The organism is Sporosarcina sp. SAFN-015 (assembly GCF_051966875.1).
Classification (GTDB): Bacteria; Bacillota; Bacilli; order Bacillales_A; family Planococcaceae; genus Sporosarcina.
The window spans coordinates 17801-39046 of record NZ_JBQCKP010000003.1; the positions used below are offsets into that span (position 1 = coordinate 17801).

Here is a 21246-nt window from a genome sequence, read left to right on the forward strand (position 1 = left end):
TTAACCGGTGCCTCTTTTTTACTATATTACAGCGCTGGGAGCTTACTTCCTATTTTGGTTTTGAAACGGATTTTAATGATGAAGTAACGATGAAATCCGCATCTTCATTAACTGTTTGCATAATGGACTCGCGTTTTACTTCACCGTACCCTTTCACAAAATATTTACGGTTGATGTAGTCGTCGCCTTTTTCTTCTATGACAAATGCATCTCCAAACGTTTCATAGGGTGTCTCAACAGTTACATTGGTTTCGACGATTTTCCATCCGTCGAATGTAGTTCCAACTTTTAACGGCTTTTTTAAGTACACTCCGATCGGCTCCATCTCTTCAATCTCTTTCAATGAAGGGAAGTCAGCATTTAGATCCACAGTTTTTTCTTCCATTTTCGTTATTTGATCTTCCTCAATCTTATAAATTCGCCTAATCAGTGTTCCACCGTTATTCTCATTAAGAATTACGTAGTCTTCATACGGGTGAGCGAAATCTATATCCATTCCCGCATACTCATTTCCTTCACCATGAAATTGGGCTTTTGATCCTGCAGGTAGAAAGTAGTCAAGAAGTGATTGTTCGTTCTGATTCGTTTTTTCGACCGGTTTTTCGGTTTGCGCTTTTGTCCTGTTCGGATCTGTCGTTTCATCGCTATTTCCTGAATTATTTAAGCTCGTTGTGTTGTTTGTGCAACCAAATAATAATGCACTACTAAGCAAGATGATAGCGAACCTGGATTTCCTTCTCATTGTTTTCACACTCCTTTTTTGTAGTATTACCGATTACATCATGAATATCCTTTTACATTTCCATAACCGATATTGCGATTTCAAAATGAAAAACCGCTTTCCCTCAAAGGAAAACGGTTTTTGAGTTAGTTGGAAACAGCTTGCTGCTCTTTCCATTCCAAATATTCGTCATACTGCATCATTTTATCAAAAATCGTGCCATCTTCGCGAATTTCAATAATTCGATTTGCAACTGTTTGGATAAACTGCTGGTCATGAGAAGTGAAAATCATAGCTCCTTTGAAAGCGATCAATCCATTATTCAGCGCTTGAATCGATTCCAAGTCCAAGTGGTTCATCGGCTCATCAAGCAAAAGGACATTAGCATTCGTCAACATCATTTTTGAAAGCATGCAACGAACTTTTTCTCCACCAGATAAAACAGATGGTTTCTTTTTAACTTCTTCACCGGAGAATAGCATACGGCCAAGGAAACCGCGTAAAAATGTTTCAGTCTGATCTTCAGGTGAATATTGGCGAAGCCATTCCACTAATGAGGGTTCTGATCCTTCAAAATACTCGCTGTTATCTAGAGGGAAGTAAGAACGTGTTGTCGTAACACCCCATTTGAATGTTCCGGAATCCGGTTGAGCCTCTTCTGCAAGGATTTCCAGCAATGCCGTTTTAGCTAGCGGATTCCCTAAAAGGATGATTTTATCTTCTTTATTCATCGTGAATGTGACGTCTTTTAACATCACTTTGCCATCTTGTGTTTTAGACAGATCTTTAACAGCGAGTACATCATTTCCGATTTCGCGGCCAATTTGGAAATTGACGAACGGATATCTGCGTGAAGAAGGCTTGATATCATCTAATTCGATTTTTTCAAGCGCTTTTTTACGGGAAGTCGCTTGTTTCGATTTAGAAGCATTCGCACTGAAGCGAGCGACGAAAGCTTGCAATTCTTTAATCTTTTCTTCTTTTTTCTTGTTTTGGTCTTGTGCCATTTTTAACGCTAATTGGCTGGACTCATACCAGAAATCATAGTTTCCTGGGTAAAGCTGGATTTTTGAGAAGTCAAGATCGGCAATTTGAGTACATACCTTATTCAAGAAGTGACGGTCATGCGAAACGACGATGACTGTATTCTCGAAATTGATCAGGAATTCTTCCAGCCATTGAATTGCTTTCAAGTCCAAGTGGTTCGTAGGCTCATCCAGCAATAAGACATCCGGCTTACCGAATAGTGCTTGTGCAAGGAGCACTTTCACTTTTTCGGAACCGCTTAGCTCAGACATTTTCACATGGTGAAGGCTTTCCGGAATGCCTAACCCTTGAAGAAGGATAGCTGCTTCCGATTCAGCTTCCCAGCCGTTCAATTCAGCGAATTCGCCTTCGAGTTCCGCAGCACGCATACCATCTTCGTCTGAAAAATCCTCTTTCATATAAATTGCATTTTTCTCGGTCATAATATTATAAAGCCGTTGATGCCCTCTAATGACCGTGTCGAGCACTTCGTTTTCTTCATACTCAAAGTGATTTTGCTTCAGGACTGCTAAACGCTCATCTTTGTTCATGATGACGTTACCTGTTTGAGGTTCCAGTTCACCGGACAAAATTTTAAGGAACGTTGATTTACCAGCTCCATTTGCACCGATTAATCCATAACAATGACCAGGGTTGAACTGTATATTCACATCTTCAAACAGTTTACGGTCACCGAATTGAAGACTTACATTACTGACTGCTATCATAAAAATCCTCCTAAATTCACAATGCTCCTATTATAACATGGATTCTTTCCCGAGTGGTATGGGTTCGATTCGTTTTAAGCACTTTTTCGACTTATCTCGTGTATGATTGTATTGGAAGTTTTGCACCGTCGAATTATTCTATTCAATCTTCGTTTCGATTCCACAAAAAAATCCCCATATTAGGGGATTCAACATTTGAAAACGCTCCGTTGCCGGTAGGCGTCCAATAAGCATAATTCTTTATTCAGTAAATATTCCATCCGTACGTAATCTTTTTTAGTCGGAACAGCATGCTTATCCAATCCGGACATTGAAAACAAAAAATAATAGTCCTTCACTTTCCGAAAAAGGAAAACGGTGTGGGGGAATTCATCAAATATACATTTTACTTGGTACTTGCGTGTATATTCCCAATGGAGAAGTTTCATACTAATCTTTCCTTTCAAGATTAGTATAGTAGAAAATGGGGAAGAACACAAGTTCCCGAGTCTGATATAAAGGAGATTATTGATGTCACTACGAATTCCAAAACATAACGCCATTTTGCTCATCGTCACGATCTTTGCCGTAGCGGTCAATATGAGACCAGCCATAACATCAATTGGGCCAATGCTTGATATTATAAGAGATGACCTATCACTAACAAATGCACAAGTGAGCTTATTGACGGCATTGCCAGTCTTTTGCATGGGTCTCTTTGCATCTTTATCACCCTTTTTGAATCGTACTATCGGTTTGACTCGTTCCATGTATCTCATGCTTACAATTATCGGCTTTATGACGATGTTGCGAGGGTTTTATTCGAACTACATATCGCTGCTCATCTCAGCGATTTTTATAGGAATTGCAATTGCAGTCATGGGACCATTACTTTCCGCAATGATTAAACAAAGTTTTCCGGAACGGTCGACAAGTGTTATTGGTGTTTATTCATTCGGGATGGGGGTCGGTTCTTCATTAGGAGCAGGTCTGACTGCAATATTTTTCGAATCAACAGGATCCTATCCGTTTGCACTTGGCATTTGGGCTGTTTTAACAATTGTGGGCATATTCCTTTGGAAGGTTTCAGTGAAAAGGGATATGAGTGTTCAGCAAGAGGGAATTGGCAAGGTGGAAATAAGGTCAGCCGATGCAGTGTCTCCATGGCGCAAGAAGAAAGCTTGGCTGTATCTGATATTTTTCGGTTTGCAGGCGTCGAGTTTCTTTTGCATCATTACGTGGATTGTACCTGTTGTGACTGATGCGGGCATGTCACTTGTTCAAGCGAGTATGCTGTTATCTTTTATGATGACGCTTCAGATCGTATTGAATCTTATTTTTCCGATTGTATATGAACGTTTTCCGAAAAGGAAGTTCTGGCTGCTTCTCTTTTTAACGATGGGATTAATTGCATTTGGTTTGCTTTGGACTGGAGAGAGTAAACTTATGTGGGTCAGCGCTGTTCTCATGGCGATACCGCTTGCCGGCTTATTCCCGATTGCATTATTGTTTCCATTGGATGCGACTGAAACGGCGGATGATACAAATGCTTGGACAGCTATGATGCAGACAGGCGGATATTTGATTGCAGGGTTTTTACCGTTATTGATTGCGTTGATATACGACTGGACTGGAGATCATCATTATACATTGATGATTTTCATGGGGTTGTTTGTTGCAATGATAATATTAACGTTTATGATCGGGGAGCGGGAATCGAATAAAGCTTCATTAAAGACAGGTGAATGATTATGCAATAAAGCTTCATTCACCTGTTTTCTAGTATCTTATTTCCAATGCTCATTTATGAATTCGTCGCGGCCGGATTTTGCGCGATCTTCTTCATAGTGGGCTTGTTCTTTTTTATAGTAGTCTTGATGATACTCTTCAGCTCGGTAAAAGGTTTCTGCTGGCCGGATGTCTGTTACGATCGGCTTCGTAAACCTGCCACTATTTGCGAGCACTTCTTTTGAATGCTCTGCAGCCTTCTTTTGCTCTTCGTTATAATAAAAGATGGCAGTCGTGTACGAATGCCCACGGTCATGGAACTGTCCGCCTGCATCTGTCGGATCGATTTGCGGCCAATACAGCTCTAGCAGTTTTTCGTATGTAAAGATAGAAGGATCGTAAGTGATTTCGACGACTTCTAAATGTCCCGAATCTCCTTTTTTCACGTCCTCATACGTTGGATTTTCAACATGTCCACCCATATAGCCGGACACGATATCAATTATGCCGTCCCATTCCTTGAATGGCTTTACCATGCACCAAAAGCATCCACCTGCAAAAGTCGCTTTTTCAATTACATTATTTGTCACGGTTTGCAACCCCTCTCTAATTCGTTATGTAAATTGTAGCATAAGAAAGAAAGGCTGCATACGGCCATTCACCATAGACCGTAGTACACCCTTTCCCCGAAGTGCCAATGAGTGGTTGTGCTTTTAGTTTAATCGATTAGTAGACGAAACTTGCCCCGACAATGATCAACAGGATGAAAAGCACAACTATCAAAACAAAGGAAGAACCGTATCCGCTTCCGCCTCCGCATTCACGTCCCATTTATACCACCACCTTCGATATAGACTATGCTCTTTATCGATGAATGCATGGGGGATCGACCAATAATCAAAGCATATACTTGAGGTCTGACATGGTATACTATCGATATACATAGGCAACCAATAACATTTAACAATCGTCCTATTGCTGACTTTACAATTTGGAGGAATCAAACTTGAACGAAGACCAGTACGAAGGCCCGGTGCCTAGAAGAAGAAGGAGAAGAAAATTACGGATCGGCAGAGTTTTTTTCACGATTCTTTTCCTTTGCTTCATCGTGGCGGGACTCTTTTCATACTTTCAATATAAAGAAGGGAAGTCATTGGCAAAAGGGAATGCTATTGATCCCGGTCCGTTTTCTGGCGATATTACCGATCCTCAAAACCCATCAGTCGAAAATTATTTACTATTAGGCGTTGACGATGATGGAAGCGGTAAGTCTCGCACTGACACGATGATGGTCCTTTCATGGAATAAACAAGAAGGGTCAATCCGGCTTGTTTCGTTCATGCGTGATATTTACGCAGATATTCCTGGGTATAAATCATATAAACTTAATACCGCTTATTATTTAAACGGAGTACAGACTGTGAAGGATACGATTACCGGCATGTTCGGAATTCCTATTCATCATTATGCCATTGTAGATTTTGATAATTTCGAGTCAATCATCGATATTGCCTTTCCAAATGGCATAACAATCAATGTTCAAAAAGAGATGTCTGAAAAGATCGGCGTCACTCTTTTGCCAGGCGAACAACGATTGAATGGCAAGGAACTTCTTGGATATGCGCGGTTCCGTGCTGATGCAGAAGGGGATTTCGGCAGGGTGGCAAGGCAGCAAGAAGTTATTTCGGCTTTGAAAGATGAAGCACTTAGACCGGGAATGCTTCTTCATGTACCGAAATTGGCCGGTGCTTTGTCGGGCTTTATTGAGACAGACTTAACGACGAAGGATGAAATTTCAAAAGCATTTACGCTTATCATGAAAGGCAAAGCGGATCTAGAAACGATGACGATTCCTGTTGAAGGCACATATCGTTTCAATTCTTATTCACATGCAGGGTCAGTAATTGAACTTGACATTGAAAAGAATAAAGAGATGTTAGCCGCTTTTCTTAATACTGAACTTGATTGAAGGGAAGTGGGGGAGTGAATGGATAACATAAAATCGTCGGAGCAAAAGAAAGAAATGAATGATGGTACACCTCGGATTATCCGATTTCTTGGAGGACGAGCAACAATGTTCGTGCTCCTTTCCATTCTGTTAATTGGCTTGATCATTTTAGTATTCAGCAACGTCGCATTCGTTTTTTACCCTATTAAAGTATTCTTTTCAACGGTCGTACTGCCGATCATATTGGCGACGATTGCGTATTATCTACTGAGGCCAATTCTTCGTATATTGGAACGTTTTAGAATTCCAAGGATATGGGGGATCTTCATAATTTTCATCGGTCTCATCGGATTACTCACTTTAATCGTATTTCTCATATACCCTTTTTTGAAAAATCAATTTGCAAATCTTATTGAGGAATTCCCTACATATTTCAATCAAATGCTAATAAATGTTGATACGTTTTTAAGAACATCGATCTTTGAAACGTATTATAAGGAAATGAATATTAATATCAATAGTATGTTAGATAATGGCTTAGGAAATATCGGTAAAATTTTTACAGACACTGTCGGCGGAATCGCTACCGGCATCACCTCTTTCATTTCAGCGCTGACCGGATTCATTCTTGCAATTGTCACAGTTCCATTCATCCTTTTTTATTTATTGAAGGATGGGGAAAAGCTTCCGCAGATGATTAAAAAAATGCTGCCCCCACGCCTTCGGGATGATGCTGATTCTATACTAAAAGATGCTGATCATCAGATTGGGGCTTATATCCAAGGGCAAATTCTTGTAGCTATTAGTATTGGAATTATGGTCACGATTGGATTTTACATCATAGGCATGGATTATGCGCCGCTATTAGGAGCGTTAGCGATGGTCACGAGCGTTGTACCGTATTTAGGACCTCTTATCGCAATTACGCCCGCGGTTATTATTGCCATTGTCACTTCGCCATTCATGCTCGTGAAACTGGCTGCGGTGTGGACAATCGTTCAATTAGTGGACGGAAAATTCATATCCCCGCAAATCATGGGGAAATCATTAAGAATCCATCCGATTACAATCATTTTTGTTTTATTGACTGCTGGTTCTTTATTTGGAGTTGCCGGAGTAGTTTTAGGGATACCAGGATATGCTCTACTGAAAGTAGTCTTTACGCATTTGTTTAAATTGCTGAAAATTAGATATAACAATTATGAGCCAGATCGGACAATGCATTATGAAGATGTGGCGCAACCCAAAAAATAAACGTCCAATATAGGACGTTTATTTTTTGTCATAATAATATTATTATGTAAACCTAATTAAGAAAGGAATTCGATTTACTATCGAAGTCCTTTTCCTATTCGGTTTCATATATAATACTGCCGGTCAATGAAAGATCATATCCTCCGAGCGCACCGATTTCCCGCTGAAAATCTTGCGAGCGGAGGATAGATAGAATTGTCTTTCTGACAAATTCATTTTCAGGCGTCTTGAACATAACGAGGTCGTATTGCTCTTGAACAAGAGGAATGAAATCTACTCCTACCAATGTCGCAGCTTTTTCAATTCCTACACCTACATCTGCAAATCCGGAAGCGACTTTGCTTGCGATAGCAATGTGATTCATTTCCTCTGTATTATATCCGTCGATTGTATGAGGGATGATGCCTTCCGAGCGTAATTTCTCATCTAGCAGTACTCTTGCTCCCGATCCAATTTCTCTATTGACCATTTTGATGTTTTGGTTACTAAAATCTCTCCACGTCTGTATATTTTTCGGATTATTCTTTTGTACGAAGAGGCCTGCAGATCGTGATAATAAATTGATGACAACGTATTGACGTCCCGTCAGTATCTTTTGGATATATGGAAGATTATAAGTTCCTGTGTCTCCATCGAAAAGATGGGTACTAACGATGTCGGCTTCTCCTTTGTACATCGCTATCAAGCTGTTCAGACTGCCGGTATATGAGCGAAGAGGACTAATCACCGCACCGGACTTCCCGATAGCATTAGTGAGTAGGTCCAAGCTGATATCTTGTCCGCTAATGATCAGCTGCCGTGCAGGGGTTTGCTGAAATCGTTGGGGAGGAGTGGGATCAATTGGTTGGATCGAAGGTGCCGACGTTTGTTCGTTCTTCTTATCTTCTTTTGCAATTGGGCCGCCACTTTTTGATTTCTCTTTATAAGCTTCAAGATCCTCCGCATCAATACGCATTTGCCTACCGACCCGGTATGCACGAAGCTCACCTTTTTTTATAAGATCATAAACGGTCAATTTGGAGACTTTCAAAAGATCAGCGATTTCTTCGGTCGTATATGAAGCTGCATATTGATTTGTCATAACCGCCCTCCTGTTCCTATTCTACTTCTATTTTCTCCTATCTAAATAGTAAATGCAATATATTCAGATATAACTAATGATATTTAATAGTTTGAAGTTATATTTCGTTATAAGTAGATATATATAGATATACTGTGATATATATAAATATAGATAATGATAAATAGATGAAAGGAGAGTCGATATGAAAAAGCTAGTTCAGTTCATCCTTCTTTTTGTTATAACGGCCATTCCTTTAGGGTGCAGTAATCAATCAGATGAAGGGGAAAGAAAAACAGAACTATCAATTTCAGCTGCTGCTAGTTTGTCAGATGCATTGTCTGAAATGAAAAATGTATATGAAAGCAAGAATGACGATGTTTCCATAGCTTTAAATTTCGGAAGTTCTAGAAAGCTTGCAACACAAATTGAACAAGGCGCACCTGCCGATATATTTTTATCGGCAAGTGAAGAGGACATGGATAAAATGAAAGGGGAAGGGCTAGTAATCGAGTCATCTATTGTAGATTTCACTGAAAACTCCATTGTTCTTATTGCGAATAAGTCTTTGAAGGATCCAGTTTCTTCATTTGAACAACTAAATTCCATTACGTTCGACCACCTTTCAATCGGTGAAGCGGACTCCGTTCCGGCTGGTAGATATGCAAAAGAAATTTTGGAGCATTTCCATTTATGGCAGCCATTGCAAAATAAGCTCGTTATGGGCTCGGATGTTCGTCAAGTGTTGACACATGTTGAAATGGGAAATGCGGAGTACGGAATTGTGTATTCGACGGATGCTTTTGTATCTGATAAAGTGAGCGTTGTAGCAGAAGCCGAATCGTCATCGCATACTCCCGTCGTTTATCCGGGAGCGGTCGTGAAAGACACGAAGCATGAGGAAAAGGCACAGGATTTCCTCAATTTTTTAACGAGTAAAGAGGGAAGAGAAATACTTCAGAAATACGGATTCAAGTGATGAAAGAGGGGAAAACGTGACAGATATCGATTATTCACCTTTACTGCTATCTTTAAAGGTCGCTGCCATATCGACGACGTTCGTCTTCATTGCAGGGGTATTTTTCGCACGGCTATTTGCAAAAAAACATTTCTTCGGCAAAACGGTCATCGAGTCTGTTTTTATGCTTCCTCTCGTACTGCCACCAACCGTAGTCGGATTCGCCCTTCTTATATTATTTGGAAAGCATGGCTGGATCGGCAAATGGCTATTGGAATGGTTTGACGTACAAATCGTCTTCACATGGCTCGGTGCCATCATTGCATCCATCGTCGTTTCATTTCCGCTTATGTACCAAAGCGCGGCAGCTGCATTTGACAATTTGGACAATCGTCTCGAAAATGCCGCCCGAACACTGGGAGCTTCAGAATGGCGCGTGTTTTGGACGATTGCATTCCCACTTGCATGGCCAGGCCTTCTTGCGGGTCTCGTCTTATCATTTGCGAGGGGACTTGGAGAATTCGGTGCCACTCTTATGATTGCTGGTTATATACCTGGAAAGACTGATACGATTCCGATGGCCATCTATTTCGCAGTCGAAGCAGGGCAGATGGAAAAAGCGACGTTCTGGGTCATCATCATTGTCGCTTTAGGATTCAGCACAATTATGTGGCTGAATTGGTGGAGTCGACGAAACATGAGACGTTATACAGACCAAAATCGAAACAGGTGATTGAATGCTGGAAGTGAATATTACTATACGGTTATCCCATTATGACTTGGAAGTTGATTTTTCGGTAGGTAATGAAATTCTCGTTCTGTTCGGCCCATCCGGATCCGGAAAAACAACCATTTTGCATTCAATCGCCGGACTGACAAAGCCAAATGAAGGATCGATCAAATTAGGGAGTAAACCATTTTTTGAAAGCCCAAACAACTACTTGCCAGTTCAAGCTCGAAATGTCGGGCTATTATTTCAGGACTACGCTCTGTTCCCTCATATGACAGTTGAGAACAATATTCGATACGGTATGAAACGAAAGGAAGAAGGACATTCAGTCGTCCTCGACGAGCTTCTGCAAGTGCTTGGTATCCAACCACTATTGCGAAAATACCCCCACCAAATTTCCGGCGGTGAAAAACAACGGGTTGCCCTTGCGCGTGCATTGGCAACAGAACCATCCATTCTATTGCTGGACGAGCCTCTCTCCGCTTTGGACAAACAGACGCGCATTGAGTGTCAAGATGAACTGATCCGCTTGCATGATATATGGAAAATCCCGTTCATTATCGTGACGCATGATGTTGAGGAAGCCGAAAAACTTGGGGACCGAATTTTATTTCTCGACCGTGGAAAGATTATTGATGAAAAATAATGCGAAATGCCCTGTCACTCTCTAAAGAGCACAGGGTATTTTGTTTTTCGTTTTATTCCAATTGGGAGAGCAAAACAGCGTAATCTTTTGCATCATCTACATCAAATACGAGCCTTGGATCATGACACGGCAACTGTTTTCCTGCAACAACTGACGCTCTCCGTAAAATCTCCCTTGCACCTTGGTCGCCATGGACTCCTAAAAGAACAGGGAAAAGGTCTCGAGTAAAGAGAATAGGAGGTTTCATCATTCCGTCATGAGAAGTGGCGATATATTTACTATTCGGATGCTCTTTCCAGCACGCAACGATTTCATCGATCATCTGAATTGTAATAAACGGCTGATCCGCCAAGAGGACGACGATTGCTGAAGCGCCGGCTTCCATTGCATACTCAATGCCGCAACGAAGAGAAGCGGACTGTCCTATGTCTGCATCTGCACACGTGATGACTTTGCACTTTTCATGCGACTTCAACCGTTCGGAAATCCAAGTTAAATCATCATCTTTATTGACGATGATACAGATGCTATCTAATGAAGATTGTATTGCGGTGTCGAGTGCCAAGCTGCCTAACGCCATTTTTCCAACCGCAAGCGATAATTTATTCGTGCCCATCCGCCGACTTTTTCCGGCAGCTAAATAGATGCCAATGATGGACATATCGCTTTTCCTTTCCGGACGGCAATCATTTCGGCAATAACGCTGACCGCAATCTCTTCAGGCCCGTCTGCACCGATTGGCAGGCCGATGGGAGAATGAAGCCAATCAGGAATCGAATGTCCTAATAAACGCTTTGTTCTGTTTTTCGAGCCTAATAAACCGACATATAATAACGACTTATTTTTTAAAGCATGAAGGATTTGTTGATCTGCTTGGAAATCGTGCGTCATGATAACGACTGAATCAAACCCGTTAAACGTTAGACGGCTAACTATTTCATTTATAGGTCCAATCTGGAAAGACGATGCGGTTGGAAAATATTCACTCGTACACAGCGCTTCACGCCAATCGCATATATGTACGGTATATCCGACAGAAGAAGCTAATTTGGCAAACGGGCGAGCATCGGCCCCTGCCCCAAATAAATAAACAGAAGGCGCCGGCCAAATCCATTGTTGATAGATAGACTCGTCTTGAATCCATTTACGGCCAGCCGTGTGCTGAGTAGGCTGTTTGTCAACAATCGGAAGTACCTTCTTCAAAGGTCCGTCGTTCTCGGATCTGCTGGCGAAACAGTAATCAAATCCATTTTCCAAACACTGCAGGAACTGTACAGGTTCTCCTTGTTGAAGTTGTTCATATAAGAATTGGAGAGACTCTTTGAACCGAGCATCGACGGCACGCAGCATTACTGTCACGATGCCGTTGCATCCAGCACCTCGCCCCCAACCTAAATCATCCTCCGCACGCAAATCAAAGTCACAAATATTCACGTCTCCCGTATGGAACATCTCCTTCGCCCGGGAGTGGAGATCATGCTCAAGACATCCGCCGCTGAGCAAACCGATTCTACTGCCGTCCTCGAGAATGAACATCCATGCACCTTCCTTCCTGTAAGCAGATCCTTCTACATGGATGACCGTCGCAAGGACTGCCGCCTGCCCGCATTCAACATATTTACCTATTAATTGTGGAATCGTTCCCATTTTCATCACCTCTACATGGCATTCAATAGGCTCAGTGTCATCAATTGGCGGTCTATTTATTCGACTGTCCTTATAAAAGCCGGGCGAAGTGGCTAACCTATTTAACAGTTTGGATAAAATAGGTTGAATAAGTAAGGGAGGACAAGATCTTGCAGTTTGGAAATCGAACGACAGTCGGATTTGCAGAGCAACGTATCGACGTAATCGAGAAATCCACCGGAAATGTGAAATACTTAGCTGATACATTTTCAAGTGGAATGTTGCATGCTAAGGTAGCGACGAGCACAGAAGCACATGCACGCATCAAATCGATAGATACGAGCGAGGCGTGGAAAGTTCCGGGCGTACAAGCCATCGTCACGGGTGAGACATATCCTTTTCCGATAGGCCCGATACTCGCCGATCGACCGCCGATCGCCTTCGAGAAAGTTCGTTATTTCGGAGAGCCAATCGCTGTCGTCGTTGCTGACCATCCGTACCAGGCAAAGCAGGCGGCGGCCAAAATAATTGTCGAGTATGAGTCACTCCCAATCGTCAATTCAGTCGAACAGGCATTTCAGAATGATGCACCGTTGATTCACGAACAATCTGGCCAATATACGAAGATCATTGATAATGTCTATCCTGTACCCGGGACGAATATTGCAAGCCATATAAAAATTAGAAAAGGGGAATTCGGAAAAGCATGGGCAACATGCAAAGATACATTTTCCGCTACATATTCCTTCAATTTGTCAGACCACGCGGCGATGGAGACGAGAACCGCTACTGTTGAAATCAATCCGGATGGGCGAGTCATCGTTCACTCAACGAGCCAATCGCCATTTACGATCAAAAAGATCTTCAATCAGTTCTTTAATATAGATGTCGGCAAAATCATCGTCCATATTCCGATGCTAGGAGGGGCTTTCGGTGGAAAGGGAGCGGTGCAACTGGAGCCTCTTGCATACTTGGCATCCAGTGCGGTAGGCGGAAAACTCGTCAAACTGCAGTTCGAGCGAGAAGAAGATATGATGACAGCTCCTTGTCATATCGGGTTTAATGCTACGGTCAAACTAGGCGTGAATGAAGAAGGGAAACTCATTGCAGGGCAATACACCTTTCTAATTGAAGCTGGTGCTTATTCAGACCAAGCTGCAGGCATAACGCGCGCTGCCGCCCTGGATTGTACAGGTCCTTATCACATTCCAAACGTCTGGTGTGATTCTTATTGCATGTACACGAATCATCCATATGCCACTTCGTTCAGGGGTTACGGTCATCCTGAACTGACTTTCGCAATCGAACGGACAATGGATCGCTTTGCCGAAAAATTGAAGATGGATCCCATCGAATTCAGATTGCTGAATGTTATTAAACCAGGTCATACGACACCGACGCAGTCCGTGCTGAATGCCAACAATATTGGTGATGCAGCGAAATGCATGAAGCGGGTGAAGGAGCTGATCGGCTGGGATGGAAAGCAGCCGGTAGGTGAAGACGGAGTAGTTCGAGCGAAAGGTGTGGCGTTGTTCTGGAAGACATCCACGACATCGACAAACGCACAAGCTGGTGTACTGCTGAAGTTTGAAGCGGATGGCACGGTGAACTTGAGTTGTGCAGCTGTTGAACTCGGACAAGGGACGAAGACGATTTTGGCCCAACTTGCTGCAGAACGATTGAAAATGAATGTTTCTGATATTCACGTCACAATGGAAGTGAATACGCAATACACTCCGCATCAATGGCGAACCGTTGCAAGCAGCACGACGTTTTTAGCAGGAAATGCCGTGTTGGCGGCGGCGGACGACGCCATTCGGCAATTAAAGAGAATCGGTGCTGTCGCTTTGCAATGTTCCGAAGAAGATCTGGACGTTGGAAATGGGCGGGTTTACGTAAAAGCAAAACCGGACTTCGGCATTACTATCAAAACCATTGCGCTTGGCTATAAATATCCGAACGGCCATACTGTCGGCGGACAAATTATTGGAGTCGGCGTTCATGTGCAAAGGCATTTGACCCCGATGGATAAAGATACCGGCTTTGGAGACCCCGGTCCATGGTGGTCTGTCGGCGCACAAGCGGTTGAAATTGAATGGGATGAAAGCAAATACACGTATAAAATCGTGAAGGCTGTAACAGTGATGGATGGCGGCACGATCATCAATCCAATGACCGCGACTCAACAGATGCGAGGAGGAATTTTCCTTGGACTTAGCATCGCAAGCGGAGAATCATTCGAATTCAACGATCAAGGCGTTATTCAAAATCCAGACTTGCGGACATATCAGTTAATGAGATTCGGTGAGCAGCCTGGCGAATATATTGTGGAATTCATCGAAACGCCTGCAAAAGACGGTCCGTACGGCGCGAGGGGAATCGGTGAATATGGGGTGATCGGTGCTGCAGCGGCATTGGCCAATAGCCTTTCATTGGCAACAAATGCAGAGCTGACTCAACTGCCATTGACACCCGAACTCATTTGGAGGACGAGGAGAGCAACTAATGATTCCGTTTAATTTTGATTATTATAAACCTGAATCAGTGGAAGAGGCATTAAAAATCTATTCAAACGAATGGAAATTAGGCAAGAAAGTCGTTTATTTATCAGGGGGAACCGAAGTGATCACCTTTGCTCGGGGCGGAAAATTGACTGTTGATACAGTCATCGACCTGAAAGGGATTCCAGAGTGCAATGTGCTTGAAATGCAAGGAGAAGAACTAGTCATTGGAGCCGCTGTAACATTGAACCGATTGGTGGAATCAAATCTATTTCCGTTGCTTCGAAAAACGGTACGTACGATCGCCGATCATACTTCGAGAAATAAAATTACAATCGGTGGTAATCTCATGAGCAAACTCGGATACCGGGAAGGGATTTTGCCTTTACTCGTAACGGATGCTCTAGCTATCATCAATGGTCCAAAAGGAACGGATGTCATGTCGGTAGACAACCTTGCTGCTTCTGAGTTGGTAGAAGGCCAGTTTTTAACGCAAATAAAAGTGTCTTCCAAGAATCTTGAGCTGCCGTTCGTCCATTTGAAACGGACTCGATCATCGAATGTCGGATATCCAATTGTCAGTTTGGCTGCGTTACGGAAAGAAAACCGTATTCGAATTGCCTTCAGCGGCTTACATGAACACCCGTTCCGATCCGCAGTAGTTGAAGGAGTTTTGAACGATGCGACAATCGGCGATGAACAACGAGTTGAGAAGGCGATCGCCAAGCTGCCAACAAACATTACGGATGATTTCATTGCTTCAAAAGACTTCCGTCGTTTTATCTTGGAGAAACTGTTAACAGAAATGGATACTGCTTGGGAGGGGAACGGATGATCAGCACGAATACGAGTAAATATACGGTAGTTCCATTGCTAGTCAACGGATCTTCCACTGATGTCATGATAAGGTCTGCTGATACATTGCTTTGCACATTGCGCGAACAGCTCGGATTGACAGGTGCAAAGCAAGCTTGCGGAAATGGGGATTGCGGGGCATGTACAGTATTGGTTGACGGGAAGCCTATGCATTCATGCCTCGTATTGACGATTGAAACATTGAACAGTGGAATAACGACAATAGAAGGTTTGACACATTCACCGGTGAGGAAGGCTTTTGTTGATAATTGGGCGATCCAATGCGGATATTGTACACCTGGCTTTATTGTCAATGGACATGCGTTAGTGACGGAACATCCCGATGCTGATGATGAACGGGTTGAAGAATGGCTGCAGTCAAACCTTTGCAGGTGCACCGGTTATCAGGAAATAAAAGATGCAATCAGTTCTGTCATCGCTGCAAATAAGCTGGCAGATTCCAATCAGCTGGAAGATCACGTGCAGTAAAAAAGAACCCTTGGAATGTAAGCCAAGGGTTCTGTTCTATTTTTTAAAGCTTTTATTGCCAACGTTCAACGTTTCAATTAACTGCAAAGTTTGGGCGGCTTGGTCAATCTGTTTACGAACTTGCTCGAGCTGTTGCTGGACGGTGGAAGGTGATTGAGTCGCCGCTTGCCCTTGCAACTGATTCAACAGCTGTGAGGCTTGCTGAAGTTGCTGTTGTGCTTGCTGAACCGACTGTGAATCGAACAAAGTGCTCATCTGTTGTATCGTCTGAGATGCTTTATTCAGTTTTTGGAGGATCTGCTTTTTCTCCGTGTGGAATTGTTGCTCGATCATCTGTTGTAGTGACGATTGCTCCGTATTTTGTTGTACCATCCTTTTATTCCCCTTTCATTCTGGTTGATCATAGTATGTGTGAATAGGAACGAGGTTAAACAAACCGTTCTTCTTACTAGTAGCTAGCGATGCTATAATGTATGGTACATGCCGAACGTGAATGGGGGATGACTTTGGGTGGAGGAATGGATCATCAATTTATTATGTTTTCTACAGTGCATCTGTCGGTTCTAATTGTAATTGCATTTCTTGTTATCACGCTTTACTGGCAACGAAGGAATTTACAAGAGAATGTTGCGAGATTGAAGATGTTGGAGCGATTTTTTGCGCTTTCTTTATTGGCAATGGATATTGGTTATCATATTTGGCTCATTTCGACGGGGCGATGGGGACTAGATGATGCACTTCCACTCGAGTTATGCAGCATCTCTTTGTTTGTCTCGATCATACTACTATTGACAGGGAATCGACATTTAATCGATTTCGTCATTTTTGCCGGAATTGGCGGCGCTCTACAAGCATTAGCGACGCCTGTTCTTGATATGGATTTTCCGCATTTCCGCTTTTTCCACTTTTTCTATACACACGCCGGCATCATTTTAACGGGACTTTATTTTGTTTGGGTAAGAGGTTACGAGCCTACATTTAAAGGCGTATTGAAAACAATGTTGATCATCAATGCGATTTTGCCGATAATTCTAACGGTAAACTGGCTGTTTGACGGGAACTATATGTTTCTGCGAATGAAACCTCAGAATGGCAGCCTGCTTGATTTTCTCGGTCCTTATCCTTGGTATATTTTATCGTTGGAAGCTGTGGCGTTTATACTATTTACAGTCATTTGGCTGTCCTTGCGAAAAAAGGAGAGAAAGATTGTAAGATAGTTTTATCGTTCTGTTTATTTTCTATATGGACACTATTGAAAGGGAATGCTAAAATTTACTAACCGATAGCATCTGAAGGGAGTTGACGAAAATGGAATCGAACGAGCAAACAGGGGAAAAAGCGAAAATTAGCTTAAAAGACGCAATTAAACAGCAGCTTGAAGCAAAGAAGAATAAGTCCCAGTCGACAAAGACCAAAGGAAATCCAATTCAACAAACACCAAAAATGAAAAGCCAACAGGCAAAGAAAGTCACACAATCGAGTCGGAAAATGGGTGTCTGATTAAAAAAAAGCAAGTCCCAACAAAATCGGGGGACTTGCTTTTTCCATTTAAAACTGCTTAATGAGGTTCGCCATCTCGATGGCTGATACTCCTGCGTCCCATCCTTTATTGCCAGCTTTCGTACCAGCACGCTCAACAGCTTGTTCGATTGAATCGGTCGTCAATACGCCAAAAATGACAGGCACTCCTTCTGTCATATTAAGAGCGGCAACTCCTTTAGCCACTTCATTGCAGACGTAATCGAAGTGGGGAGTAGACCCTCTTATGACGGTACCTAATGTAATGACCGCATCATATTTCTTTGAAGCTGCCATTCGTTTCGCGATGAGCGGGATTTCGAAAGCCCCAGGCACCCAAGCGATTTCAATATCATTTGCTTCTACACCGTGGCGGCGCAATGCATCTTCCGCTCCACCAAGAAGCTTTCCTGTAATAAATTCATTGAAACGAGAGACGACGATTCCAATTTTAAGTCCTGTTCCGATTAAATTTCCTTCATATGTCAAAGTCATTGGTTTTTCCTCCTCAATTATGCAATAGATGTCCTAATTTCGTCTTTTTAGTCTCCATATAGAACCGGTTGCCATCTATGACAGGCAATTCGATAGGGATCCGATTTTCAATCGTTATCCCATGTTCTGAAAGCCCTTCGATTTTTCGCGGATTGTTCGTCAACAATTGAATTCGACTGCAGCCGAGATCGTCTAGAATTTGGGCGCTTATGAAATATTCCCGTAAGTCGTCTTCGAAGCCTAAGCGGGCATTCGCCTCGACTGTGTCATATCCTTGTTCTTGCAGCTTATATGCTTTCATTTTATTGACTAGGCCAATTCCGCGCCCTTCCTGACGCATATAAACTAGGATTCCTTTCCCGGCCTCTTCAATTTGGGCAAGTGCCGCATGCAGTTGTGGACCGCAGTCGCACCGACAGGAACCGAATACATCACCCGTCAGGCATTCGGAATGGATTCTGACGAGTGGAGCAACTGTCGCCTCGGTTTCATTCATTTGGCCTTTTACAAAAGCGATATGTTCACGGCCCGTCAGCTTTTCTACATAGGTAATTGCGGTGAATTCGCCATATTTCGTAGGCAAGTGAATATCGACAACCCTTTCAACGAGTTTTTCATTCTGCTTACGGTATGCAATCAATTGTTCGATCGTCAAGATGACAAGTCCATGCTTCCTAGCAATTTCCATAAGATCGCCAACACGCGCCATCGTCCCATCCTCGTTCATAATTTCGCAAATGACGCCGGCTTTAGATGCACCGGCTAGACGGGCGAGATCAACCGCAGCTTCCGTATGTCCCGGCCGTTCCAATACGCCGTTTGCTTTTGCGACTAACGGGAAGATATGACCAGGTCTTTTGAAATCAGAAAAAGTCGAGTCGGGATGAAGCATTTTCAATATCGTTTCTGATCGTTCAAATGCGGATATCCCCGTGTGGCTAGACGCATGATCAATGCTTACTGTGAAAGCAGTTCCGTGGACATCGGTATTCGTAGTGGCCATCGGGGCTAGTCCAAGATGGTCTGCCAGCTGTTGTTCAATCGGTACACATATTAAGCCCCGTCCTTCAGTAGCCATGAAATTAATCATAGCAGGGGTTGCGAAGTCAGCGAGTGCTACAAAATCGCCTTCATTTTCACGGCTTTCGTCATCAACGACGATAATTGCTTTACCTTTTTTCAATTCATCTATTGCTTGTTCAACCGTACTAAACATCTATTACACCTCTTATTCCAAAAATCCGCTTTTGGCAAGTACATCCATTGTCAAGCCGCCTGGCGGTTTAGTTTCTTTCCTAGAGACGATCCGCTCCAAATATTTCGCAAGGATATCGCATTCCACATTGACATAGTCGCCGACACGCTTCTGTCCGAGTACGGAATCAGCTTGGGTGACCGGAATGAGGGATATTGTAAACCCTTGTTCTGAGACATCGAAAACAGTCAAAGAAGTACCATCTACCGTTATAGAACCTTTCGGAACAAGATGTGATTGGAACGCGGAATCGATTTGAATGTCCATATAGATGGCGTTTTCGACATATCTGACTGCAATAATTTCTCCTATGCAATCAACATGGCCTGTAACAAAATGGCCGCCGAAACGGCCGTTCGCTGCCATCGCACGTTCCAAATTCACTTGACTTCCGGACTTCAACGTGAAAAGGGTCGTTGCCTTGAAAGTTTCGGGCATTACGTCCGCTGCAAATTGTGTTGTTGAAAATTCTGAGACGGTTAAACAAACACCATTGACGGAAATACTATCTCCCTTTGTTACGTCAGAGAGCACAAGACCGCAGGTAATTAGTAATTGCATCGATGAAGAACCTTTCTTAATCGCATGAATGGTTCCAACTTCCTCAACAATTCCAGTAAACAATCAGCTTGCACCTCCATTCTGAAAAAGTGCATGAAGACGGATATCTTCTCCAATTTGCTTTACGTCAAGTATACGCAGCGGTTCTGATTCCGCAATCGTTGTTCTGCTCTCATCCATGAAAAGGGAAGGGCCGTTACCTATCAACTTTGGAGCCATATATAAATACAGCTCATTTACAAGACGCGCTTGAATGAAACTGGAATGGACCTTGCTTCCGCCTTCCACTAATAGTGTCATGATTCCTCGTGCAGCAAGTCGAGTGAGAACTTCATCCAAAAAGTTAACTTGTTCCGATATCAGTTCCACATGAACGAATGGGAAATCGGTAAAGGTACGCGAACGATTCGATTCAAGTGTAAAAATAATCGTTTCGGCAGCTTGGTCCTGAATTACATTTGCGGTTTCAGGCGTCCGTAGATGCCTATCTAAAATAATACGTGTTGGGTTCTTTCCACCATGGGGCAAACGGGTGGTGAGGAAAGGATTATCTTGAAGAATTGTGTTAACACCTACTAAAATTGCATCATGGGTATGGCGGAGGGTATGGACATCTAGCCTCGAACTTTCAGACGTGATCCATTTGCTGTTCCCGTTTTGCGTTGCAAGGCGGCCATCGAGAGTGGCGGCTGCCTTTAAAGTGACGTAGGGTTTTTTGTGTTGAATAAAATGAAAAAATGCCCGGTTGCTAAAATCCGCCTCTTCTTTACAAACATCCGTGATCACTTCAATTTCGGCATTCCGAAGAAGCCTAATCCCTTTTCCATTTACGGAAGGATTCGGATCTGTGGATGCAATGAAAACACGGCGAATGCCGCTGGCAATGATTGTCTCTGTGCACGCAGGCGTCTTTCCGACATGCGCACAAGGTTCTAAAGTGACATAAAGATCTGCACCGACTGCATTCGAACCGGCCATACGGAGGGCATGCACTTCAGCATGAGGTGTTCCAGCTTCCATATGCGCACCTGTCCCTACAATCTGGCCGTTTTTCACACAAACAGCACCGACGATTGGATTCGGTGACGTATAACCGTCTGCAAGCTTCGCAAGATCTAAAGCTAACTTCATATAATCGGCGTGGTCCATCGAATTCCCCCTTTCTAAT

At 43.0% G+C, this 21246-nt stretch carries 23 protein-coding genes; 11 read left to right on the top strand and 12 right to left on the bottom strand.

From position 1 onward, the window contains the following. Positions 1–49 precede the first annotated feature (49 nt). The gene (locus ACTHPA_RS05860) at positions 50–742 is read right to left on the bottom strand and encodes a hypothetical protein (RefSeq protein WP_440499236.1); all 693 of its coding nucleotides are present in this window, start codon (positions 740–742) and stop codon (positions 50–52) included. 125 nt (positions 743–867) lie between these two features. Beyond that, positions 868–2475, bottom strand: coding sequence for an ABC-F family ATP-binding cassette domain-containing protein (locus ACTHPA_RS05865; protein WP_440499237.1), 1608 nt, complete (start codon positions 2473–2475; stop codon positions 868–870). A 510-nt stretch (positions 2476–2985) separates the two neighbouring features. Between ACTHPA_RS05865 and ACTHPA_RS05870 the strand changes: the two genes are divergently transcribed. Continuing rightward, positions 2986–4203 (top strand): MFS transporter, encoded by a 1218-nt coding sequence (locus tag ACTHPA_RS05870; RefSeq protein WP_440499238.1) that lies wholly within the window; start codon positions 2986–2988, stop codon positions 4201–4203. 38 nt (positions 4204–4241) lie between these two features. Here ACTHPA_RS05870 and msrA read toward each other — a convergent pair whose 3' ends face one another. Together msrA and ACTHPA_RS05880 are read right to left on the bottom strand one after the other, a co-directional pair. Continuing rightward, on the bottom strand, positions 4242–4757 hold the full coding sequence (gene msrA / locus ACTHPA_RS05875) for a peptide-methionine (S)-S-oxide reductase MsrA (protein ID WP_440499643.1): 516 nt from the start codon (positions 4755–4757) through the stop codon (positions 4242–4244). 151 nt (positions 4758–4908) lie between these two features. After that, positions 4909–5013, bottom strand: a complete 105-nt coding sequence (locus ACTHPA_RS05880; protein ID WP_440499239.1) for a YjcZ family sporulation protein — start codon at positions 5011–5013, stop codon at positions 4909–4911. 175 nt (positions 5014–5188) lie between these two features. On the opposite strand from ACTHPA_RS05880, the gene ACTHPA_RS05885 reads away from it, so the two are divergent. Beyond that, positions 5189–6151, top strand: coding sequence for an LCP family protein (locus tag ACTHPA_RS05885; RefSeq protein ID WP_440499240.1), 963 nt, complete (start codon positions 5189–5191; stop codon positions 6149–6151). An 18-nt stretch (positions 6152–6169) separates the two neighbouring features. Further along, positions 6170–7384, top strand: a complete 1215-nt coding sequence (locus ACTHPA_RS05890; protein WP_440499241.1) for an AI-2E family transporter — start codon at positions 6170–6172, stop codon at positions 7382–7384. A 94-nt stretch (positions 7385–7478) separates the two neighbouring features. On the opposite strand, the gene ACTHPA_RS05895 is transcribed toward ACTHPA_RS05890, so the two are convergent. Beyond that, positions 7479–8465 carry a substrate-binding domain-containing protein gene (locus ACTHPA_RS05895; RefSeq protein ID WP_440499242.1) on the bottom strand — a complete coding sequence of 329 codons (987 nt, stop codon included), beginning with the start codon at positions 8463–8465 and terminating at the stop codon, positions 7479–7481. A 184-nt stretch (positions 8466–8649) separates the two neighbouring features. Between ACTHPA_RS05895 and modA the strand changes: the two genes are divergently transcribed. From modA to ACTHPA_RS05910, 3 genes are read left to right on the top strand one after another with little or no spacing between them, the layout of a single operon-like run. Continuing rightward, positions 8650–9423 carry a molybdate ABC transporter substrate-binding protein gene (gene modA / locus ACTHPA_RS05900; RefSeq protein ID WP_440499243.1) on the top strand — a complete coding sequence of 258 codons (774 nt, stop codon included), beginning with the start codon at positions 8650–8652 and terminating at the stop codon, positions 9421–9423. Between the two features lie 16 nt (positions 9424–9439). Continuing rightward, positions 9440–10135 (top strand): molybdate ABC transporter permease subunit, encoded by a 696-nt coding sequence (gene modB, locus ACTHPA_RS05905; RefSeq protein WP_440499244.1) that lies wholly within the window; start codon positions 9440–9442, stop codon positions 10133–10135. Between the two features lie 4 nt (positions 10136–10139). Continuing rightward, complete coding sequence (locus ACTHPA_RS05910) at positions 10140–10778, top strand: ATP-binding cassette domain-containing protein (protein WP_440499245.1); 639 nt, start codon at positions 10140–10142, stop codon at positions 10776–10778. A 52-nt stretch (positions 10779–10830) separates the two neighbouring features. Here the strand turns inward: ACTHPA_RS05910 and ACTHPA_RS05915 are convergent, their stop codons facing one another. Together ACTHPA_RS05915 and ACTHPA_RS05920 are read right to left on the bottom strand one after the other, a co-directional pair. Next, positions 10831–11439: a nucleotidyltransferase family protein gene (locus tag ACTHPA_RS05915; protein WP_440499246.1), complete on the bottom strand. Its 609-nt coding sequence runs from the start codon at positions 11437–11439 to the stop codon at positions 10831–10833. Further along, positions 11415–12425, bottom strand: a complete 1011-nt coding sequence (locus ACTHPA_RS05920) for an XdhC family protein (RefSeq protein WP_440499247.1) — start codon at positions 12423–12425, stop codon at positions 11415–11417. The genes ACTHPA_RS05915 and ACTHPA_RS05920 overlap by 25 nt, the downstream gene beginning before the upstream one ends. A gap of 149 nt (positions 12426–12574) precedes the next feature. Between ACTHPA_RS05920 and ACTHPA_RS05925 the strand changes: the two genes are divergently transcribed. The 3 genes from ACTHPA_RS05925 to ACTHPA_RS05935 are packed head-to-tail and all read left to right on the top strand — an operon-like array spanning position 12575 to position 16249. Continuing rightward, on the top strand, positions 12575–14923 hold the full coding sequence (locus tag ACTHPA_RS05925; protein WP_440499248.1) for a xanthine dehydrogenase family protein molybdopterin-binding subunit: 2349 nt from the start codon (positions 12575–12577) through the stop codon (positions 14921–14923). After that, the gene (locus ACTHPA_RS05930; protein WP_440499249.1) at positions 14910–15740 is read left to right on the top strand and encodes an FAD binding domain-containing protein; all 831 of its coding nucleotides are present in this window, start codon (positions 14910–14912) and stop codon (positions 15738–15740) included. Before ACTHPA_RS05925 ends, ACTHPA_RS05930 begins: the two co-directional genes overlap by 14 nt. Then, positions 15737–16249, top strand: a complete 513-nt coding sequence (locus ACTHPA_RS05935) for a (2Fe-2S)-binding protein (protein WP_440499250.1) — start codon at positions 15737–15739, stop codon at positions 16247–16249. Before ACTHPA_RS05930 ends, ACTHPA_RS05935 begins: the two co-directional genes overlap by 4 nt. Positions 16250–16285: 36 nt before the next feature. Here ACTHPA_RS05935 and ACTHPA_RS05940 read toward each other — a convergent pair whose 3' ends face one another. After that, positions 16286–16621, bottom strand: a complete 336-nt coding sequence (locus tag ACTHPA_RS05940; RefSeq protein ID WP_440499251.1) for a hypothetical protein — start codon at positions 16619–16621, stop codon at positions 16286–16288. A 146-nt stretch (positions 16622–16767) separates the two neighbouring features. Here ACTHPA_RS05940 and ACTHPA_RS05945 point away from each other — a divergent pair, with 146 nt between their 5' ends. Then, entirely contained in the window at positions 16768–17466 is a 699-nt protein-coding gene (locus ACTHPA_RS05945) for a YwaF family protein (protein ID WP_440499252.1), read from the top strand. A gap of 91 nt (positions 17467–17557) precedes the next feature. Further along, positions 17558–17749, top strand: a complete 192-nt coding sequence (locus tag ACTHPA_RS05950; protein ID WP_440499253.1) for a hypothetical protein — start codon at positions 17558–17560, stop codon at positions 17747–17749. Between the two features lie 48 nt (positions 17750–17797). Here the strand turns inward: ACTHPA_RS05950 and ribH are convergent, their stop codons facing one another. Genes ribH through ribD form a run of 4 tightly spaced genes read right to left on the bottom strand, consistent with a single transcriptional unit; the run spans position 17798 to position 21227 of the window. After that, positions 17798–18262, bottom strand: a complete 465-nt coding sequence (gene ribH, locus ACTHPA_RS05955) for a 6,7-dimethyl-8-ribityllumazine synthase (protein ID WP_440499254.1) — start codon at positions 18260–18262, stop codon at positions 17798–17800. 13 nt (positions 18263–18275) lie between these two features. After that, positions 18276–19478 carry a bifunctional 3,4-dihydroxy-2-butanone-4-phosphate synthase/GTP cyclohydrolase II gene (locus ACTHPA_RS05960; protein WP_440499255.1) on the bottom strand — a complete coding sequence of 401 codons (1203 nt, stop codon included), beginning with the start codon at positions 19476–19478 and terminating at the stop codon, positions 18276–18278. Positions 19479–19490: 12 nt separating this feature from the next. Next, the gene (ribE, locus tag ACTHPA_RS05965) at positions 19491–20141 is read right to left on the bottom strand and encodes a riboflavin synthase (RefSeq protein ID WP_440499256.1); all 651 of its coding nucleotides are present in this window, start codon (positions 20139–20141) and stop codon (positions 19491–19493) included. Next, positions 20142–21227 carry a bifunctional diaminohydroxyphosphoribosylaminopyrimidine deaminase/5-amino-6-(5-phosphoribosylamino)uracil reductase RibD gene (gene ribD, locus ACTHPA_RS05970; protein ID WP_440499257.1) on the bottom strand — a complete coding sequence of 362 codons (1086 nt, stop codon included), beginning with the start codon at positions 21225–21227 and terminating at the stop codon, positions 20142–20144. Between the last annotated feature and the right edge of the window lie 19 nt (positions 21228–21246).

Bases quoted from the DNA above. Each gene is read 5' to 3' on its own strand.
- ACTHPA_RS05880 (WP_440499239.1), bottom strand. From the start codon at position 5,013: ATGGGACGTGAATGCGGAGGCGGAAGCGGATACGGTTCTTCCTTTGTT.
- ACTHPA_RS05930 (WP_440499249.1), top strand. From the start codon at position 14,910: ATGATTCCGTTTAATTTTGATTATTATAAACCTGAATCAGTGGAAGAG.
- ACTHPA_RS05890 (WP_440499241.1), top strand. From the start codon at position 6,170: ATGGATAACATAAAATCGTCGGAGCAAAAGAAAGAAATGAATGATGGT.
- ACTHPA_RS05920 (WP_440499247.1), bottom strand. From the start codon at position 12,425: ATGGGAACGATTCCACAATTAATAGGTAAATATGTTGAATGCGGGCAG.
- ACTHPA_RS05915 (WP_440499246.1), bottom strand. From the start codon at position 11,439: ATGTCCATCATTGGCATCTATTTAGCTGCCGGAAAAAGTCGGCGGATG.
- ACTHPA_RS05870 (WP_440499238.1), top strand. From the start codon at position 2,986: ATGTCACTACGAATTCCAAAACATAACGCCATTTTGCTCATCGTCACG.
- ribD (WP_440499257.1), bottom strand. From the start codon at position 21,227: ATGGACCACGCCGATTATATGAAGTTAGCTTTAGATCTTGCGAAGCTT.
- ACTHPA_RS05865 (WP_440499237.1), bottom strand. From the start codon at position 2,475: ATGATAGCAGTCAGTAATGTAAGTCTTCAATTCGGTGACCGTAAACTG.
- ACTHPA_RS05960 (WP_440499255.1), bottom strand. From the start codon at position 19,478: ATGTTTAGTACGGTTGAACAAGCAATAGATGAATTGAAAAAAGGTAAA.
- ACTHPA_RS05945 (WP_440499252.1), top strand. From the start codon at position 16,768: ATGGATCATCAATTTATTATGTTTTCTACAGTGCATCTGTCGGTTCTA.
- ACTHPA_RS05940 (WP_440499251.1), bottom strand. From the start codon at position 16,621: ATGGTACAACAAAATACGGAGCAATCGTCACTACAACAGATGATCGAG.
- ACTHPA_RS05910 (WP_440499245.1), top strand. From the start codon at position 10,140: ATGCTGGAAGTGAATATTACTATACGGTTATCCCATTATGACTTGGAA.
- ACTHPA_RS05950 (WP_440499253.1), top strand. From the start codon at position 17,558: ATGGAATCGAACGAGCAAACAGGGGAAAAAGCGAAAATTAGCTTAAAA.
- ACTHPA_RS05860 (WP_440499236.1), bottom strand. From the start codon at position 742: ATGAGAAGGAAATCCAGGTTCGCTATCATCTTGCTTAGTAGTGCATTA.
- ACTHPA_RS05895 (WP_440499242.1), bottom strand. From the start codon at position 8,465: ATGACAAATCAATATGCAGCTTCATATACGACCGAAGAAATCGCTGAT.
- modA (WP_440499243.1), top strand. From the start codon at position 8,650: ATGAAAAAGCTAGTTCAGTTCATCCTTCTTTTTGTTATAACGGCCATT.
- ribH (WP_440499254.1), bottom strand. From the start codon at position 18,262: ATGACTTTGACATATGAAGGAAATTTAATCGGAACAGGACTTAAAATT.
- ACTHPA_RS05935 (WP_440499250.1), top strand. From the start codon at position 15,737: ATGATCAGCACGAATACGAGTAAATATACGGTAGTTCCATTGCTAGTC.